General features: G+C 41.6%; 18 protein-coding genes and 2 riboswitches. Of the genes, 13 read left to right on the top strand and 5 right to left on the bottom strand.

The window, feature by feature from the left end; all coding sequences use genetic code 11:
- Nucleotides 1-16 precede the first annotated feature (16 nt).
- Nucleotides 17-271, top strand: a complete 255-nt coding sequence (locus NSQ36_RS18325) for an ORF6C domain-containing protein (protein ID WP_012011773.1) — start codon at nucleotides 17-19, stop codon at nucleotides 269-271.
- Between the two features lie 5 nt (nucleotides 272-276).
- Nucleotides 277-648, top strand: coding sequence for a DUF1304 domain-containing protein (locus NSQ36_RS18320; RefSeq protein WP_050944576.1), 372 nt, complete (start codon nucleotides 277-279; stop codon nucleotides 646-648).
- A 34-nt stretch (nucleotides 649-682) separates the two neighbouring features.
- On the opposite strand, the gene NSQ36_RS18315 is transcribed toward NSQ36_RS18320, so the two are convergent.
- Nucleotides 683-847, bottom strand: a complete 165-nt coding sequence (locus NSQ36_RS18315; RefSeq protein ID WP_003214630.1) for a hypothetical protein — start codon at nucleotides 845-847, stop codon at nucleotides 683-685.
- A 253-nt stretch (nucleotides 848-1,100) separates the two neighbouring features.
- Between NSQ36_RS18315 and NSQ36_RS18310 the strand changes: the two genes are divergently transcribed.
- The 11 genes from NSQ36_RS18310 (at nucleotide 1,101) to NSQ36_RS18260 (ending at nucleotide 13,513) form a co-directional block, all read left to right on the top strand.
- Nucleotides 1,101-1,757 carry a type 1 glutamine amidotransferase domain-containing protein gene (locus NSQ36_RS18310; protein ID WP_251190614.1) on the top strand — a complete coding sequence of 219 codons (657 nt, stop codon included), beginning with the start codon at nucleotides 1,101-1,103 and terminating at the stop codon, nucleotides 1,755-1,757.
- Nucleotides 1,758-1,897: 140 nt separating this feature from the next.
- Complete coding sequence (locus NSQ36_RS18305) at nucleotides 1,898-3,025, top strand: hypothetical protein (protein WP_251190615.1); 1,128 nt, start codon at nucleotides 1,898-1,900, stop codon at nucleotides 3,023-3,025.
- 56 nt (nucleotides 3,026-3,081) lie between these two features.
- Nucleotides 3,082-3,185: riboswitch (TPP riboswitch) on the top strand.
- An 87-nt stretch (nucleotides 3,186-3,272) separates the two neighbouring features.
- Entirely contained in the window at nucleotides 3,273-3,959 is a 687-nt protein-coding gene (gene tenA / locus NSQ36_RS18300) for a thiaminase II (RefSeq protein ID WP_050944574.1), read from the top strand.
- The gene (locus NSQ36_RS18295; protein ID WP_251190616.1) at nucleotides 3,956-4,555 is read left to right on the top strand and encodes an ECF transporter S component; all 600 of its coding nucleotides are present in this window, start codon (nucleotides 3,956-3,958) and stop codon (nucleotides 4,553-4,555) included. Before tenA ends, NSQ36_RS18295 begins: the two co-directional genes overlap by 4 nt.
- Nucleotides 4,530-6,128: an ABC transporter ATP-binding protein gene (locus NSQ36_RS18290; protein ID WP_251190617.1), complete on the top strand. Its 1,599-nt coding sequence runs from the start codon at nucleotides 4,530-4,532 to the stop codon at nucleotides 6,126-6,128. Before NSQ36_RS18295 ends, NSQ36_RS18290 begins: the two co-directional genes overlap by 26 nt.
- Entirely contained in the window at nucleotides 6,118-6,852 is a 735-nt protein-coding gene (locus tag NSQ36_RS18285; RefSeq protein ID WP_106035748.1) for an energy-coupling factor transporter transmembrane component T, read from the top strand. The genes NSQ36_RS18290 and NSQ36_RS18285 overlap by 11 nt, the downstream gene beginning before the upstream one ends.
- Before the next feature lie 150 nt (nucleotides 6,853-7,002).
- A complete protein-coding gene (locus NSQ36_RS18280; RefSeq protein ID WP_106032041.1) occupies nucleotides 7,003-7,842 on the top strand; it encodes a methyl-accepting chemotaxis protein in 840 nt (279 codons plus the stop codon).
- Between the two features lie 172 nt (nucleotides 7,843-8,014).
- Nucleotides 8,015-8,830 (top strand): YwqG family protein, encoded by an 816-nt coding sequence (locus NSQ36_RS18275; protein ID WP_003215325.1) that lies wholly within the window; start codon nucleotides 8,015-8,017, stop codon nucleotides 8,828-8,830.
- Between the two features lie 224 nt (nucleotides 8,831-9,054).
- Nucleotides 9,055-9,888 (top strand): PRD domain-containing protein, encoded by an 834-nt coding sequence (locus NSQ36_RS18270; RefSeq protein WP_058013317.1) that lies wholly within the window; start codon nucleotides 9,055-9,057, stop codon nucleotides 9,886-9,888.
- A 327-nt stretch (nucleotides 9,889-10,215) separates the two neighbouring features.
- On the top strand, nucleotides 10,216-12,123 hold the full coding sequence (locus NSQ36_RS18265) for a beta-glucoside-specific PTS transporter subunit IIABC (protein ID WP_106029439.1): 1,908 nt from the start codon (nucleotides 10,216-10,218) through the stop codon (nucleotides 12,121-12,123).
- Nucleotides 12,095-13,513, top strand: coding sequence for a glycoside hydrolase family 1 protein (locus NSQ36_RS18260; protein ID WP_226804460.1), 1,419 nt, complete (start codon nucleotides 12,095-12,097; stop codon nucleotides 13,511-13,513). Before NSQ36_RS18265 ends, NSQ36_RS18260 begins: the two co-directional genes overlap by 29 nt.
- 54 nt (nucleotides 13,514-13,567) lie before the next feature.
- Here the strand turns inward: NSQ36_RS18260 and NSQ36_RS18255 are convergent, their stop codons facing one another.
- The 4 genes from NSQ36_RS18255 to garR form a co-directional block, all read right to left on the bottom strand.
- On the bottom strand, nucleotides 13,568-14,692 hold the full coding sequence (locus tag NSQ36_RS18255; RefSeq protein WP_050944566.1) for a 5-methyltetrahydropteroyltriglutamate--homocysteine S-methyltransferase: 1,125 nt from the start codon (nucleotides 14,690-14,692) through the stop codon (nucleotides 13,568-13,570).
- A gap of 87 nt (nucleotides 14,693-14,779) precedes the next feature.
- A riboswitch (SAM riboswitch) is annotated at nucleotides 14,780-14,892 on the bottom strand.
- Between the two features lie 81 nt (nucleotides 14,893-14,973).
- A complete protein-coding gene (locus tag NSQ36_RS18250) occupies nucleotides 14,974-16,293 on the bottom strand; it encodes a gluconate:H+ symporter (RefSeq protein WP_251190619.1) in 1,320 nt (439 codons plus the stop codon).
- A 51-nt stretch (nucleotides 16,294-16,344) separates the two neighbouring features.
- Entirely contained in the window at nucleotides 16,345-17,766 is a 1,422-nt protein-coding gene (locus NSQ36_RS18245; RefSeq protein WP_050944717.1) for a four-carbon acid sugar kinase family protein, read from the bottom strand.
- A 7-nt stretch (nucleotides 17,767-17,773) separates the two neighbouring features.
- Nucleotides 17,774-18,667: a 2-hydroxy-3-oxopropionate reductase gene (gene garR, locus NSQ36_RS18240; protein WP_251190620.1), complete on the bottom strand. Its 894-nt coding sequence runs from the start codon at nucleotides 18,665-18,667 to the stop codon at nucleotides 17,774-17,776.
- Nucleotides 18,668-18,805: the final 138 nt, after the last annotated feature.

The raw sequence follows: 18,805 nt of genomic DNA, 5'->3' as shown, positions 1-18,805 counted from the left end.
AGGATGAGCGTTACCAATGAGTTGTGTCACTGCTAAGCAATTAAAGGTGATTAGAGGGACGATGCAGACTTTTTGCAGCCATTTGGAGTATGATGGTCACGGTAAGCTTCATATCAATACCATCATGGCTTTTATTAAAAAGGAGTTTGGTGTGAGAAAAATGAAAGACATTCCACAAAGCCGCTTTACTGAAGCGCTTGAATTAATACAAGACTTTGATTTATACACGGATAAAATAGAGATTCGTGATCGTCTATCAGAAAGGAATTAACTAAATTGAATATTTTGGCAATAATACTAGTAGGAATTGTCGCATTAGAACACCTTGTCATTATGTTATTAGAAATGTTTTTTATGGAATCAAAGATGGCAAAGAGATCCTTTAAGCTGCCAGAACACTTGCAAAAGGATCCAAATGTAAAAGTGATGTTTGCCAATCAGGGGCTTTATAACGGGTTTTTAGCTGCAGGACTGATTTGGGGGCTCATTCTCGGATCGAATACTGTTGGATATATGATTCAGCTATTTTTCATTATTTGCGTGATCATCGCTGCGGTATTTGGCGGTGTGACCTCTAATAAATCAATCATCGTCAAGCAAGGAGTACCAGCGCTTCTTGCATTAATTGCGCTTATCCTGGCAATTTAACCATAAATAAAGTCGCCCGAGTAAAGGGCGGCTTTTATCTTTTTCGAAGACCCATTAGACGAATAATGGATGTCAGACATAGCGCAACGGCAACAGCCAAAATAATTTTTCCATACATGACCCCTGTTAAGTTCATCAAAAAGACGGCCAATATGATACAGAGCGTGATGATGATCATCACAATCGAATAGGTTTTCATCTCTTTTCCACTCCTTTAAAAGTCCCCTCACATCCGTGAGGTCTATCCATCTTACCTCATATGATATCACTCAATGACAATTTTACATGAAATTCCCTACCAATAGAATGTGACATATTGATTAGATTAATGACATGCCATATTTTTCAGAAAATCGGGTATACCATAAAGAGTTGCACCGAAGTTCAATTGCTTGATATTTAATTGTGCAAAATGTAAAATGAAAACATGATAAATCGAAAGGATGATCAAGGTGAGTAAGAAAGTGTTATTAGTATCGACAAGCAGTTCAGAAATGAACGGACATCCAACAGGCTTATGGCTAGAAGAGTTGGCAGAGCCATTTCATATTTTTAAAGAAAATGAACTAGACGTTCAAATTGTCTCTATTCAAGGTGGAACTGTCCCTATTGATAAAAATTCAATTCCAGAAGGTGTTCCAGCGCAATATGAAGATGTATATGAATTACTTCAAGACACAAAGGCGCTTACAGATGTGAACCCAGCTGATTATGATGGCATCTTCTTTGCGGGAGGACACGGCCCAATGATCGATTTTGCGTCTAATCAACTGGTAGCCGATGCAATCTTAGCTATTTCAAACAAAAATGGTGCAGTTGGAGCTGTTTGTCACGGCGTTTCAGCATTCATTGATGTGAAGGATCAAGATGGCAAATCATTTATCGAAGGTAAAAAAATCACAGGCTTCACAAACGAAGAAGAGGAAGCTGTTCAGCTGACATCAAAAGTTCCATTTTTATTGGAAACAAAACTTCGTGAGCAAGGGGCAGCGTTTGAAAAAGGAGCTGCCTTTGCACCATACGCTGTAGTTGACGGACAAATCATTACTGGACAAAATCCAGGTTCTAGTGCAGAAACAGCACGCCTGTTTGTTAAAACCATTTCATAAAGTGATCAAAAAACCAGTCGTAGCAAATATGGCTGGTTTTTTGTCATAAAGGTTCCCTAAAAAAGACCAAAACAATGAATGGAATATGGTAAAATATTCACAGGGTAAAAAACCCAATTTAGGAAAAAGGGGATGTTCCTGTGAGAGCATTTTATGGAAAAATCACTGCAACTTTATTATCCATTCTACTCGTCACAACAGGTTTATTTTCACCAGTATTAAAAGCAGAAGAAGCACCGAAATCAGATGGGAAATTGTCACCACTGACGGAAAAAGCCATTCAGCAAGTGCAAGACTCGTTTTTGAAACAGGATGAAGGAACCGCTATCCAAAAGAAGCAGCTAAAAAAATCTTTTAAAGTAGATAAGAAAAATGGAATCAGTATCAAACGAAAAGCCGCTAAAGATGGTAAGATGCGTACATCTTCCGTTCGCTCCATTGATGGACTAGCCATCAACCAATCGGTTGTCTTATCAGAGGATGACCCAGTCGATTTATGGTTGTTAAGTACGACTTCACCTCAGGCACTCATCAGCCGAATTACCTCTTCAAATCCCGATTATTTCGTACAATTATTTGTTGTTGATTATGAAACTGGACAAGCTTATCCGACGGACTTGATTCAGCCAGCAGGCAGTCTCCTTGGTTTGACCAATTTACCAGCAGGTGACTACGCATTCGGTATCACAAGCGGTGGAAATTTCGGAGACTCTTACACGTTACAAGTGAATGCAAAAAATCCACCCAATTTCACAGGGGCTGTTTCCCTCTCTTCCACCCTGCAATACTTTGTAGCTGAGTATGCGAATGGGGATGTTTTCGCTAATGGTACAAAAGTGTATAACAAACAATCTAAGACCGCCGATTATAAATGGGAGCGTGTATTTTATTTCTCCTATGACGGAAAATATGATCAGAGAACCCATTCTGTTGAAAGTGTGAAAGTGAAAAGTATTTCGGCACCAGTATCGTACTCTGCTCCTTATGCGAGTTCATCTGAGGCCATTCTCGTCTACTTAGATGTGGAGACGTTATTTATGTATCATGAATCATCGTTTGCTAGCGGGCAATACTACCATAGTAGCTTTGTTGATACACTTGGAAAGACAACGCCAAGGCGTTTAGATATTGATGATATGACAAATTACGGCGATCATATTTTAGCTGTTGATTTGAAAACGGGAAAACCAATTGATTTCTTCAGTGTCCTTAATTTTTACTATGCTGCAGGGATCGAAAAGCTGCCTACGATCAGAACGTTGAATTAAGAAAGGCGGTTGACAGCAAATCTCTACATGTGTAGAGTAAAGATAATTAAATGACAAAAGTCCACTAGGGGAGTCATGTATGACTGAGACAAGAGAAAATCTTGGACCCTTTGAACCTGATCTAGTTTGTACTAGCGGAGGGAAGTGGAGCTGGACCTCGTCTTATTCATGATTGAATCGATAAGAAGGCCGCTCCATTTGGGGTGGCTTTTTCATTTATTCAACTGAAGAAGAGGAGGCTTTTTTTATGACGTTTTCAGCGCAATTAAGAGAAGAAACAGAACCATTATTTGAAGCCATTTATCAGCATCCATTTGTCAGAGGGCTGGCAGCAGGAAAGCTGGAAAAGGAACAGATCATTCATTACGTCAAACAAGATGCAGAATATTTACATGCTTTTATTAAAATTTATGCAGCGGCTCTTAGCAGATGTACAGACAAAGGAGATATTGCCTTTTTCCATCAGCAGATTGCGTTTGTACTAGATAGTGAGACACACCCTCATCAAAATCTTTGCCGAGTGGCAGGTGTATCATATGATGAGCTCCAAGGTGCCCCGCTTGCTCCGAGTGCTCATCACTATATTCATCATATGCTGCAAGTTGCCAAGGAAGGCACGCTTGGAGAAATCATCGCTGTCCTGCTTCCATGCCCTTGGACATATTGGGAAATCGGGAAACGAATGCTCGCAGATGTGCAGCCTGACCCATCACATCCTTTTTATGAGTGGATCACATTTTATGGAGGGTTAACCGACTCTATTACAGTAGAGCTTTGCAAGCGGCTCGATCAGCTGGCGGAAGCAGCAAGTGAGAAAGAAAAGGAAAAAATGAAACAGCACTTTATCTTAAGCTGTCAGCTTGAGTACAAGTTTTGGGATATGGCGTTTACGGTGGAAGATTGGCCAGTTCCATTGGAGGTGCATTCATCATGACATGGAAGATGAAAGAAGTTGTCCTTGCTGTCATTTTATCCGTTGCATGTGGTGTCATCTATTTAGGGTGGTCCACACTTTACTTACCCATTACAGCACTTGTTGGCCCAGCAGGAGGCAACATCATGTTTGGCATTTGGGTGATTGCCAGTCCAATCGTCGCGTATATCATCCAAAAGCCGGGAGCTGCCCTGATTGCAGAAACAGCCGCTGCCGCAGTGGAATTACTAACAGGCAGCCACTTCGGTCTTGCAGCCCTGCTGATTGGTGTATGCCAAGGGCTTGGGGCAGAAATTGCTTTTGCTCTTTTTGGTTATAAACGATATCGCATGTGGACACTGATGCTGTCAGGTGCCTTTGCAGCTGTTGGAGCAATGGCTTACAGCCTCGTTGCGAATGGCTTTGGTTATTACACGCCTCAAGTTTTACTCGTCACACTGATGACTCAAATCATCAGCGGAATGATACTGGGCGGATGTTTAGCAAAAGTAGTGGTGGACGCATTATCTAAAACCGGTGTATTGAATCAATATGCCATCATGAAAGAAAAACGAAACAAAGGTGAACAGCATGGATTCATTTCTCGCGTGCAATAATCTCACTGTCCGTTTTTATGAACAGCCTCAGCCCGTGTTGCATCAAATCTCTCTTTCCATTCAAAAAGGAGAAAAGGTGCTTATTTTAGGACCAAGCGGCAGCGGTAAATCCACGCTCATCTCCGTTCTGGCTGGCATCATTCCAGAACATTTAGAAGCGGACATGCAGGGCGAAGTGATATTGCAAAGACATACAGGCGTCATGTTTCAGGACCCTGATTCCCAGTTTTGTATGCATCGCGTCAATGAAGAAATTGCCTTTAGCTTAGAGAACCGTTCTGTCCCTCGTGACGAGATGGATGGCATCATTCAGCAGCTCATGCAAAAAGTCCAACTTGATGTCGATCCGAATACAGACATCCATACATTATCTGGCGGCATGAAGCAGCGGTTGGCGCTTGCTTGTTTACTAGCGTTAGAGCCAGATGTGCTGTTCTTTGATGAACCGACCGCACAGCTTGATCCAGCAGGAAGAATGGAGATATTTCAGCTTCTACAGCAGCTTGCAGCTGATCAGCGACAAACCATGATTTTTGTAGAGCATGTGCTAGATGGTGTCATTGAATGGATGGACCGGGTGATTTTATTAGACGATCAAGGCAGCATCTTAGCAGATGGGTCTCCAAAAGATGTATTGACGACATATGAAAAAGAAATGAAAGAGGCAGGAATTTGGAGGCCGAAATTATTTCCAGAGAAATGGTCTACCATCCTTCAAGATCCATTTCATCCAATGAGTCACAAGCTTATGCAAACCTTTGAAGCAAGAAAGAAGCAGAATGAAAAAGTGCCTTCGACTAAGCGGAAGACCATCATTCGTTCAGAAGATCTTCAATTAAGCTACGGGAAAAAGAGGATTATGAGTGATCTTCAGCTTGATATCAAAGCAGGGGATTGGGTGGCGATCATTGGGGAAAATGGAAGCGGGAAAAGCACATGTCTTAAACATTTGGTTCGTTTAGAGCCAACGAAAAAAGGCCACATTTTTTTAAAAGAGACACTCCTTAAAAAGTGGTCAGACCGAGAACTATATGAAAAGGCAGGCTTTGTGTTTCAAAATCCGGAGCTTCAATTCATACAAGATACAGTGTTCGATGAAATTGCATTTGGTGGAAGGCAGCGTAATTGGCAAGAATCCGTTGTGCAAGAAAAAACAATTCAGCTGTTGAAAGAGTTCGGTTTAGAAAAACATGCAAAAGCTCATCCTTTCACTTTAAGCTTAGGTCAAAAAAGAAGGTTGAGTGTGGCCACAATGCTCCTTTTTGATCAGGATGTCCTATTGTTAGACGAACCAACTTTCGGACAGGATGAAAGAACAGCGAAGGAATTAATCAGGCGCTTGAAAGAGCGTCAACGCCAAGGTACCACAATTTTAATGGTCACACATGATATGGACCTTGTCGATGAGTGTGCCGATCAAGTGCTTCTTTTTCATCAAGGAAAGCATGTGTATGATGGCACGCCTTATGATTTGTTTTCAAATCAGGACTTTGTCGATGCTTATCAGCTGAGAGCCCCGCTGCATTATCGCTATGTGGCTGAAAGAAAGGACGTGCTGACGATTGCAAAGTAATCATTCCTTTCTTTCCACTGTGAATCCAGTCATCAAATTACTCGCTCATCTACTTGCGATGTGTTGTCTCATGGCGATATCTGATCCTAAAACAACCTTCATCATCTGGCTGTTTGCACTTTGTGTTGGACTTGTCTTAGGCGGATGGAATTTGAAGTATCTTTTCACAAGACTTGTCCCTTATCTGCTCTTTTTTATTCTCGTGTTCTGGATGATGGCGGCCTTTGGCAAGGGGGATCATACTGTTTGGAAATGGGCATGGTTTCATATGACAGAGGAGAGTTTAAGAAATGGACTCACCATCGCTCTCAGAATGCTTGGCTTTGTGACATTTGGTCTTTTGTTTACGTCCACAACAGATTTGACAGCATTTATGATGAGCCTCATTCATCAGTGCAAAATGTCGCCAAAATGGGCGTATGGAATGCTTGCTGGCTTCCGGTTTATTCCGTTATTTCAAAGTGAATTAAAGCAAATGAAGGCGGCACATAAAATCAGAGGCTATAAGCAAAAAAACAGCTGGAAAGCCTTTATGCGTTATGCACTTCCACTTTTTACACAGGGCGTACGAAAATCAGAACGTTTGGCCATTGCGATGGAAGCAAGAGGCTTCACAGGTGAGAGGGAGCGGACGTATTATCATGTCATCAGCACTTCATGGATCGACTATATGTATCTTTTGCTCATCGTTATCAGTGTCTTGATATGCATGTCTTTTTCTTAAAAACCCCCCACATTCTCTTGATAGAATGTGGGCTTTTTATATGTCTTAGGTCATTTGATTGATATTAGTACACATTACAGGCTGTAATAGATCTTATAACGAACCGATAAAGAGAATGTACTGAGAAAAAGAGAGGATGAACGTGAGCGAATGTCACAGAAAATTGATAACATAATAGACGCTTTACCAATCATTGGACTAGCTATGAGAGAACAACTAACCTTTTCTGTTTTAGGGAAAGAGAAGGTTCTTTATTATCAGCAACACGGAAACATTGACCTAGGGTTTAAAGCTGGAGATATCGTAGCTCCAGGATTCGAAAACTTTTCTATGTTGAAAAATGGGAGAGAGCCATCGTTTATCCAAATTCCGAAAGAAGTATACGGGATTCCAATGGATATTGTAGCCGTTCCAATTAAAGATGAAGCGGGTCAAGTAGTCGCTGCTTTCTGCGTTGCCTATGATCAGACCAATCAACAACGATTAGATGACATCATGACAGAGAGCAACCAAGCTTCCGAAAAACTAGTCGCAATGGTACAGCAAGTTGCTGCACATTCAGAGGAACTACAAGCGACAAGTGAACAAATTCTACAAAACACGAAAACCACTGTAGAAAATTCCTCTAAAATCAATCAAGTGTCCAATCTTATCAAAGGTATCTCTGATCAAACGAACTTACTTGGACTCAACGCATCAATTGAGGCTGCAAGAGTAGGTGAAGCAGGAGCAGGATTCGGAGTGGTCGCAACGGAAGTGAGAAAGCTGTCAACTCACGCCAAACAAGCGACGACTGATATTGAAACAGCGCTAAAAGATGTACAGGGGTCGATTAAAGGAATGGAAGAAGAAATAGCACAAATTGTCGCTTCTTCTGAGCATCAAGCAGAGCTTGTAGGCACGTTCACAAAAATTATTGAAGGTCTTCATGAAACAAATGAAACGATGAAATCACTCGCAGAAGACTTAGTGAATTATCAAGTGAAATAAAAAATAGATTGACCACAACCTCCAGATCAATCGGAGGTTTTTTTCGTTTTAAGGTAAGGAACTTGTTAGGATATTGACCGATTGATCGCTGACAGGCAGTGTACACTTCTGTATGATAGAAAAAGAGATACTACCCTGGTCAGTAGACCTATTCATAAGGAGGAAGACCATCGTGACACAATCAGCGAAGCTACAAGAAATCATAGCACCTTACCGTAAAATGTTAGATCAAACGGAACAGCCAACGATTCAACTAAAGATGAAACAAGGAAAAACAGGACCATACGACAGCAAAATTGCAGGTGATCCTTACTTCCCTAAAAACGATGAATATCCAGTTGATGGTGAAGGACACCCTATGAAGCTTTTGGCACAAATTAATTTTGGCCAGCTGCCGAAGCTGAAGGATTATCCAGAAACAGGACTTCTGCAAATTTTTATTTCTGTGCATGATGATCTTTATGGGATGAATATTGACCAAAAAACAGAGCAAAAAGATTTTCGGATCAAATTTATTGAGGAACCTTTCTTGGCAGAAGAAGAGTTGTTGACTGATTTTTCTTTTGTGAAAATTCCTGATGATTTTTATTTTCCTGTAACGAAGGAAGGCGCCATTACAGGTGAACGATCAAGTGAAACGATTAGTGTAGAAGATTTCCGCTTTGAGAAAATCACAGGTAAGCGAAGCTGGGACCTATTCGAAGATATAGAAGGTATTGATGGAGATGAAGCAGATGCCTTGTTAGATGAATTTTATGAGACAGAGAGTGGCTTTGGTCACAAATTGGGTGGATATCCAGGCTTTACACAAGAGGACCCGCGTACCTACGAAGACCAGGAACATACCGTTCTGTTATTACAAATCGACTCAGATGATGAAGTGGACATGTTGTGGGGAGATTGCGGAATCGCCAACTTTTTTATCAAACCAGAAGACCTCAAGCGAAAAAATTTCGAGAATGTCGTCTATAATTGGGATTGCTCCTAATTTTGTAAAAAACACTCTTTATAGAGTGTTTTTGTGTATGTTTTTAGACTTTTTTGCCCCTATTTCGTCATTTTTGAGAGGTAATATGTCATTCTTTCTAGTTGACCGTATCAAAAAAAAATGTAAAATCATCTTAAAGTCCTCTTTTTTGAAAATAATAATAACATGACATATCAATCAACAATGAGATGCTCGAAAAAGCGGAATGTACTGGGGGGTATCAATTGATCATTTCGAAAGTAATCAATAATAATGTGGTCAGTGCGTATGATGACGAGCAGCATGAACTGGTCATTATGGGCAGAGGGATCGCTTTTCAAAAGAAAAGTGGAGACCCGATTGACGAAGAACGTATTGAGAAAGTATTTTCCATTCAAAATAAAGATATATCAGAAAAATTCAAAACCCTGCTTTATGATATTCCAATCGAGTATATGCAAGTGTGTGAGGCGATTATTGATCATGCGAGAACAACCCTTAATAAAAATTTGAATGACAGCATCTATGTGACACTGACAGATCATATCACCTTTGCTATTGAACGTCATCAAAAAGGAATGGACATCAAAAATGCCCTGCTCTGGGAAATTAAGCGGTTGTATAAAGATGAGTTTATGTGTGGTGTAGAAGCGATTCGGATTATTCAGGACAAGCTCAACATTCATCTTCCTGAGGATGAAGCCGGTTTTATTGCGATGCACATTGTCAATGCAGAGCTCAATGAAGAAATGCCGAACGTGATTCAAATTACCAAACTCATTCAAGATATTTTAAATATCGTCAAGTATCACTTTCAAATTGATTTAGACGAGGAATCATTAAACTATTTCCGTTTTGTCACGCATTTGAAGTTTTTTGGACAGCGTCTGTTTAACGAAACACAAATGGAAAATCAGAATGAATTCCTGTATGAGGTCGTAAAAGAGAAAAACACTGCAGCTTTCCAATGTGCTGAGAAAATTAACGATTATGTTCAAAAAGAACACAACCGAAGTCTCATAGAAGATGAGATGCTATATTTAACTTTGCATATCGACAGAGTGATAAAAAGAAAATAAATTTAAAAAGAAAGCGTTGACATCATAAAATTAACATGATACTTTATAACTATAAACAACATAACCCACAATCTTTTAGGATTGTTACTGGTCAAGCAGGCAAAACCTAAATCATTGTCCCTATCTTTGATAAGGCATGATTTAGGTTTTTTTATATCCAAAGACTTATAAAAATTAAATAACGATCAATCGCTATGAAGGATTGTTACTGGTTAAGCAGGCAAAACCTAAATATCGATTAATGTCTGAATCGCTATTTTTCGGACATTAATGGATGTTTAGGTTTTTTCTATATCATGATTTAATCAACGATTGGAGGGTAATACAATGAACCACAAACAAACAGCAAAAGAAGTTCTAGAGCTTGTCGGCGGTGAAAAGAATGTTAAGCAAGTCACGCATTGTATGACAAGACTTCGCTTCAACTTATACGATGAAGGCAAAGCGGATAAGGAGAAGCTGCAATCAACAGACGGGGTCATGGGTGTGAATCAAAGCGGAGGTCAATATCATGTTATTATTGGCAATGATGTTTCAAATGTCTATCAAGCGATGATTGCTGACTCAGGCCTGTCAACAGATGTAAAATCAGGCGGTACAGAAGAAGCGTCAAAACAAAATGTGATATCTAAGCTTTTCGATTTTATCTCTGGTGTCTTCACACCGATTCTTCCAGCCATTGCTGGTGCCGGTATGATCAAAGGGATCTTGGCACTCATGCTTACGTTCCAGTGGATATCGGATAAAAGCAGCACATATGCAATTTTAACAGCTATCGGCGACGGAGCCTTTTACTTCTTACCGATTCTGCTTGCTGTAAGCGTAGCCAAAAAAATTGGCACAAATCAGTATATCGCCGCTGCCATTGCAGCCGCCGCACTGCACCCGCAGTTAACGGCTTTACTAGGCGCAGGAAATACAGAATTTCTAGGGCTACCAGTGGTTGCCGTTGTGTACTCTTCATCGGTCATTCCGATTCTACTCACCATCTGGCTCGGCTCATATGTTGAAAGATTCGCGGAAAAATATAGCCCAAAATCATTGAAGATCATCCTTGTTCCAACGGTCACACTTCTTGTCGTAGTACCAATTATGCTTATCGCAGTAGGACCGCTTGGTGGGATTATCGGAAATGGCCTTTCAGGTGGAATTGATTTATTGTTCAAACATGCAGGTATTTTGGCCGGACTCTTGATCGGCGGCTTCATGTCACCATTGATCATTACGGGCATGCACTATGCACTACTTCCAATTATGATCAACAACATTACGTTAAACGGTTTTGACTTCATTCTTCCAATGATGTTTGTAGCAAATATGGCACAAGCAGGCGCAGCATTCGGTGTCTTCTTAAGATCAAAAAACAAAACATTCAAATCATTGGCGATGTCTACAAGTATCACTGCATTAATGGGTATTACTGAACCTGCTATGTATGGTGTGAACATGCGATTGAAAAAACCGTTCCTTGCAGCCCTCATTGGTGCAGCAGCAGGCGGCGTGTTCATGTCAATCTTTAAAGTAAAATCATATGTGATATCTGGATCAGCAGGTCTCCCGGGTCTCCCGACATTCATTGGCCCAACATTTGTCTACTCTATCATCGGCTTAGTAATCGCCTTTGTCGCAGCAACGATCATGACACTTGTTCTAGGATTCAAAGATGTACCAGTGAAAGATGATACAAAAGCAGACAAACCAGAAGAAAAGAAAGACACAGCAGCACTTCAAAATGAAGTGGTACAAAGCCCGCTTGAAGGTCAATTAAAGCCGCTAAATCAAGTAAATGATGCAACATTCTCTAATGAAATCATGGGTAAAGGTACAGCTATTGTCCCAGCAGTTGGACGTGTAGTAGCACCATTCAACGGCAAGGTTGAAACCATTTTTCAAACGAAACATGCCATTGGCTTAAAGAGTGACCAAGGCACTGAGCTTCTCATTCATGTTGGAATTGATACGGTGAAGCTCGGCGGAAAACATTTCACAAGTCATGTAGAGTCAGGCGATCTTGTTCAAGCAGGAGATGTGCTCGTTGAATTTGATATCGAGGGCATTCAGCAAGAAGGCTATGATGTCACCACACCAATTATTGTGACTAACACAAACGATTTTGCACAAGTTGATGCGAAAACAGAAGGCACGATTTCAGTACAAGAGACACTGCTCACAGTCAGTGTAGAAGAAAATGAGGAGGGCATTCAACATGAACAAGTTAGAAAAAACATTTCCTAAAGGTTTCTTATGGGGCGGCGCTGTTGCGGGCAACCAAATTGAAGGTGCTTATAATAAAGATGGAAAAGGCTTATCGACAGCTGATGTATCACCGCACGGTATTATGCATCCATTCGATGAATCAATGAAAGACTTGAACTTATATCATGATGCGATTGACTTCTACCATCGCTATAAAGAAGATATTGCACTCTTTGCAGAAATGGGATTCAAATGCTTCAGACTATCCATTTCTTGGCCACGTATTTTCCCAAATGGCGACGATGCTGAACCAAATGAAGCAGGCCTTGCTTTTTATGACAGAGTATTTGATGAACTGCATAAGCATGGAATTGAACCAGTTGTCACGATTTCTCATTATGAAATGCCGCTTGCACTTGTGAAAAACTACGGCGGTTGGAGAAACCGTAAGCTTGTCGATCTTTATGAAACATACGCGAAAACGTTGTTTACTCGCTATAAAGACAAAGTGAAATATTGGATGACCTTTAATGAAATCAACGTCGTGTTACATGCGCCTTTCACTGGTGGCGGACTTGTATTTGAAGAGGGCGAAGACGAGAAAAGCATTCAATATCAAGCAGCGCATCACCAATTTGTTGCAAGTGCTTTAGCTGTCAAAGCAGGACACGAAATCATTCCTGATGCGAAAATCGGCTGTATGATCGCAGCGATGACAACTTATCCGTACAGCTCAAGACCAGAAGATATGTTTGCAGCGATTGATCAAGATCGTAAAACATTGTTCTTCTCAGATGTACAGGCAAGAGGCTACTACCCAGGTTACATGAAACGATACTTCCGCGAAAATGGAATTCATATTGAGATCCAAGATGGTGATGAAGACATCCTAAGAAACCATACAGTGGACTATATTGGCTTCAGCTATTACATGAGCTTTGTGACAAGTACAGATCCAGAGGTTCTTGGACAAGTGACTGGTGGTAACCTATTTGAAGGCGTGAAAAACCCTTATCTAGAAGCAAGTGATTGGGGCTGGCAAATTGATCCAAAAGGACTTCGTACAACACTAAACCAACTATATGACCGTTACCAAAAACCATTGTTTATCGTAGAAAATGGACTGGGAGCTGTCGATCAAGTAGAAGAAGACGGATCCATTCAAGACGATTACCGGATTGATTACCTCAGAAGCCATTTGCTAGAGGCGAGAGAAGCCATTGCAGACGGAGTAGACTTGATGGGTTATACAAGCTGGGGCCCAATTGACCTTGTCAGCGCATCAACAGCTGAAATGAAAAAACGGTACGGCTTCATTTATGTCGACCGTGATAACGAAGGAAAAGGTACATTAGATAGAAAGAAAAAGAAAAGCTTCGATTGGTATAAACAAGTGATTGCGACAAATGGTGATCATTTAGATGCATAAAAGAAAAAAGACAAACCATTCATACTGCGGTTTGTCTTTTTTTTGTCAAGGGGACTATGAAGTCCACACTTGATCTGCAATCTCAATCACATGACGAAGCTTTTCCCATTGCTGCTCTTCTGTTAACAAATTGCCTTCCTCCGTTGAGGCGAACCCGCATTGCGGACTCAAGCAAATCTGGTTAATGTCGACGTATTGAGCCGCTTCCTCGATTCGTTTTTTAATCTGTTCAGCAGGCTCAAGCTCACCATATTTTGAAGTGACAAGCCCTAGTACGATTTGGAGGTTTGGGTTCTTCACATAGCGAAGGGGTTCAAAACCGCCAGAACGATCGTCGTCGAATTCTAAAAAGAGACCATCCAGATCTAAGCCGGCAAAAATCGTTTCTGCCGCTGCTTCATAACCGCCTTCAGCTGCCCACGTCGATTTAAAGTTACCACGGCAAATGTGCATAGTGATCACCAAATCCTCTGGACGATCGGCAACTGCTTCATTGATTGTTTTTGCAAATGACTCACGCAGTTCATCTTCTTCTCGGCCAAAGGCTTTGATTTGTTCATGCCCTTTTTCAGAAAAGAACACGGCCCATGCTGTATCATCCAGCTGCAAGTAGCGGCAGCCTGCATCATAAAAAGCACGGATGGCTTTCTTATACGCCTGTGCCACATCATGGTGGAATGCCTCTAGGCTGTCGTATACTCCTTCTTCAAGCTTTCCACGGAAAAAGAGCATATTCGGACTTGGAATCGTCATTTTAGCCGTATGATCCCCAGCGATGCTGTGAAGGAATCGATAATCCTCCAGCATTGGATGATCTGTAAAATCAATCTTGCCCGTTACCTTGATGCCCCGTGCTTTTGTCGTCGTATTGTGGAATTGAATACCTTGATCTGCTTCAAATCCTTCGACCCCATCGAGCCCCTCAAGAAAGTCAAAATGCCACCAAGCACGTCTGAATTCGCCATCTGTGACAACCTCTAATCCAATTTCCTTTTGCTTCTCAACAATACGAGTGATTTCTTCATTTTCAATTTGTCGGAGCTGCTCTGCTGTCAGTGTGCCGTCTGCTTTTTGCTTGCGTGCTTCCTTGATACGTTCTGAACGAAGTAAACTGCCTACTTGATCTGCGCGAAATGGCGGTTTCGTTGTTTTCTTTCCAATGGTTTGTACTTGTGTCATGCTGAATCCCTTCTTTCTACAGGTTAAAAATCAAATAAAAAAGCTCTTCCTTGGATAAGGAAGAGCATCATATACTGAGAGAACTCTGCCTTATCTTCAAACAAGCATCTGCTTGCTTAAGGAATTAGCACCATTCTGTTCCGAGGAACAGCGGTTGCCGGGTTTCACAGGGCCAGTCCCTCCACCACTCTTAATAAGGTTACCTTTTGATTCAATTTTCTTAATAAACATAATTATTCAACTTTTCCGAGAGAAAGTCAATGGTTTTTACAGTTAATTTTCTACATGAACAAATCAGCGACGAGAACACCCGCTAGTCCGACAAGTGAAAGAACGGTCACCATCAATGTCCACGTTTTAAAGGTTTGGGCCATGGACAGGTTAAAGTATTCTTTGTAAATCCAGAAACCCGCATCATTCACGTGAGAGAACGTAATACTGCCAGCACCTGTTGCGATCACCATTAATTCTGGGCTCACACCTGTCAATCCAATCAAAGGAGCAGAAATGCCAGCCGCTGTGAGACCGGCGACGGTGGCTGATCCTAAAGATATACGAAGGACCGCAGCAATCAACCAGGTGAGAAGCAGTGGAGAAAGCGTGCTTCCTTGCATGATTCCTGCAATGTATTGATCAACCCCGCTATCAATGAGCACCTGTTTAAAGGCGCCGCCACCTGCAATAATTAATAAAATCATGGCAATAGAACCGATAGAATCTGTGATCGACTTCATCACATCCTGCATGCTCTTGCCTCTGCCAAGTCCAAACGTGTAGATAGCAAGAAGCACGGAGATTAACAGTGCAATCGCCGGTTCACCTAAAAACTCAGCGGTTGGCAGTAATGGGGAGGACGGGAAGAAAATTTCTAAAACTGCTCTGAATGTCATGAGCAATACAGGCAAAACAGCGGTGAAAATACTAATGCCAAAGCTTGGCATTTCTCCTTCTGTAAATTCCTTTGGATTAAATAAGTTCTTTGGAATATGTGCGTGCAACTGATCTTTTTTAAATAGTTTCGTAAAGAGAAGTCCACCTACTAAAACAGCAGGAATCGCTAAAATAATCCCAACTAATAAGGTTTGTCCCATGTTTGCTTGAAAGACATTTGCAATGGCAGTCGGCCCTGGGTGAGGAGGGAGGAAGCCATGTGTGGTGATGAGTGCAGCAACGAGAGGCATGCCCACATAAAGCACAGGAAGTCTTGCAGCTTGTGCGATTGTAAAGACTAGTGGAATTAAGATAATGAATCCGGTTTCATAAAATAGAGCAATTCCGATCACAAATCCAGTCAGCATCGTTGCCCATTGAATTTTTCCAATACCGAATCGGTCAATGAGTGTCATCGCAATACGCTGAGCTCCGCCAGAATCAGCCATCAATTTACCAAGCATCGCCCCAAAACCGAGAACAAGTGCGAGGTGCCCGAGCGTACTGCCGAGTCCTTTTTCGACGGAAGCAATCGCTTCAAGCGGAGACATTCCTTCTAAAACAGCAACAATTAAAGAAACAATAATCAAAGATATGAAAGCGTTTAACTTAAAGACAACCATGAGTAAAAGCAATAATAAAACGCCAAGTCCGATAAACACTAACGACATGATCTTTCCTCCTTTGTGGTGCATAAGGGAGCGCGAAAACGCCCCCTATGCTTATCCTTCTAGTATGTCTACAGCTTCTTTTAACGTATCCCTTGAACCAACATTTCCCGGGAAAATCACATAAGACATGAAAGGGAATTTACTATCTTCGCCTGTTTGCCAAACGGGAATGCCTGGTCTGATCTGCCCTGCCACAGTTGCGCGTTTCACGTGAAGTCCTCTAGTTCCAATATCGCTGGAGGTAATGCCACCTTTGGCAATGAGATACTTAGGGCGAATTGTGAGACGCTGGACAATGCTTGTCACAGCATCACTAATTTTTACAGAGAGCTTTAATTCTTCCTCCTGACGATCATCCCCAAGATCAAGCCGTTCTCTTCTTGTATAAACCGCCACAGATTGACCAGATGCTAATAATGCCTCGGTTTGCTGAATCACGCGGTCAATTTCTTGTTGAAATGCTTCAGGCTCCAGCACGAGGTGTGTATTAAATTCAATAAAAGCTACCTCTTTATTTTGTTGAAGCGCTTTTAATTGATCTGTTGTCTTCTTCACATGAGAACCAATCATAATGAGACCACCGTGCGGGCTTTGTTCTTGTATCAAGTCATGTCTTGTTAATAAGGCACGATCCCCTATACCGCCAAGAACTTTTGTAAGTGCCGCCGCACTTCTGAACATGAGTTGCTTTCCTGCTTGAATGGCCTTAATGAGAGCAGTGACAAAGACTTTGACATCGTCATAGTCCACAGCGTTTACAACCACCTTTTTAAAATCGGTCACACTCATGAGCTGTTTTTTTATTTGATCAATTCGTAAAGCCCGTAGATCATCTAACGAAATGTAGGTGGTGTTCTCTTTTGTGAACGAACCGTCTGACTTTTCTTCAATCCATTCTCCGAGATGAGATGACTGAAAGCCGAATGTGCGATCTCGTGCAAATTCTGTTTCACCAGCAGGAATTAATTCGTGTCCTTCTTGGACGTAATGAATATTGTTGATCGTCAAGCGTCCACCTTCTTGGAAAAAAGGAAGAAGGATTTCTCCATCGAATTGGCGTGAGCTTTGTTGTTCAATTGTGGTTTTGAGTACTTCAGTTTCCAGCGGAAAGTGTCCACGAAGAGTGGAATCTCCTCGGCTGACAATGATGAAATTCTGATCAACCCGTTCCGCTACCTTCACAATTGTTGAAGCGATTGTTTCGTGCACAGCGGTCGTTTCCTTCTCTGTCATGCTGCGAGAATTGGTCAAAATAAAGAACATGCGGCTGTCTTCAAGAAAACCGGCTTCGATGCTTTCTTCTGACCAATCGGTGAAAACAGAGACGCCATGTACGGTTTGAATCCCTGTTGGATCATCATCTAATACAATGACTTTATGATGAAAGCTGTTCAGTGCTTGTTCGTATGCTGATTGAATGATCTTTGCATCCGCTTTCGGAATGGCATTCAGTATGTCAGTGCTTTTCTTCATGACCATCTCATCCTTTCTTCACTTCGACATGAGCCATTTTTTCGTAATATTGAACGATGCCGCCATGGTCAAGCCCAGATTTTCCGTCCGCTTTGAGGGCGTGGAAGATTTCAAGCAGCTGGCTAGAAAGCGGGAGAGGAACTCCGATATCATGAGCAGTTTCCATCACATTGGTTAAATCCTTTAAGTTGATGTCGATACGTCCGCCTGGTTCAAAGTTTCGTTCTAAGATGAGAGGGACCTTTGCATCGAGAACGGCACTTCCTGCCAGCCCGCCGCGAATGGCTTCATACATTTTGTCAATGGCAATGCCCGATTTAGCGGCAAGAACGAGCGCCTCGGACATAGCGGCAATATTTAAGTTGACGATGATTTGATTGGCGAGCTTCGCTGTTGTTCCGCTTCCATTTGTGCCAACTAATACAACTTCTGTGCCCATCGCAAGCAGGACATCCTTCACTTGCTCAAAGATGGTTTCTTCGCCGCCAGCCATGATGGCAAGTGTTCCGTCTATTGCCTTCGGTTCTCCGCCGCTGACAGGTGCGTCGATAAATTCCACCTGATGCTGTTTTGTAAGAGCAGCTAAAGCTCTAGAAGTAACAGGGGAAATTGAGCTCATATCTACGACAACAGTGCCAGGTTTAGCTGTAGTTAAAATGCCATGATCACCTGCAACAACTGCCTCTACATGCTCTCCTTTAGGAAGCATTGTGATGATGATATCGCTTTCAGAAGCGGCATCAGCTGCTGAAACAGCACCTTTTGCTCCGGCTTCTTGTAACGCTCGAATCGCTTCCTCATTTAGATCGAAAACAGTCACAGTATGACCGGCTTTTAATAGATTGAGTGCCATAGGATTTCCCATAATACCTAATCCAATGAATCCAATTTTCTTTGTCACATTGAACGCCTCCTATATAGAAAACCCTTATAAAAAGCGCTTTCTTTTTCTTTTGTTAGTATATATACTATCTCTTTGTTTTAATAGTAGTAAATAAACTATTGTTCATTTAATGTACATGACGTGATAGGAACGTGT

It is taken from the genome of Bacillus sp. FSL W8-1143 (genome assembly GCF_037965155.1).
Classification (GTDB): domain Bacteria; phylum Bacillota; class Bacilli; order Bacillales; family Bacillaceae; genus Bacillus; species Bacillus pumilus.
This window is presented reverse-complemented; position numbering and strand designations above follow the sequence as displayed.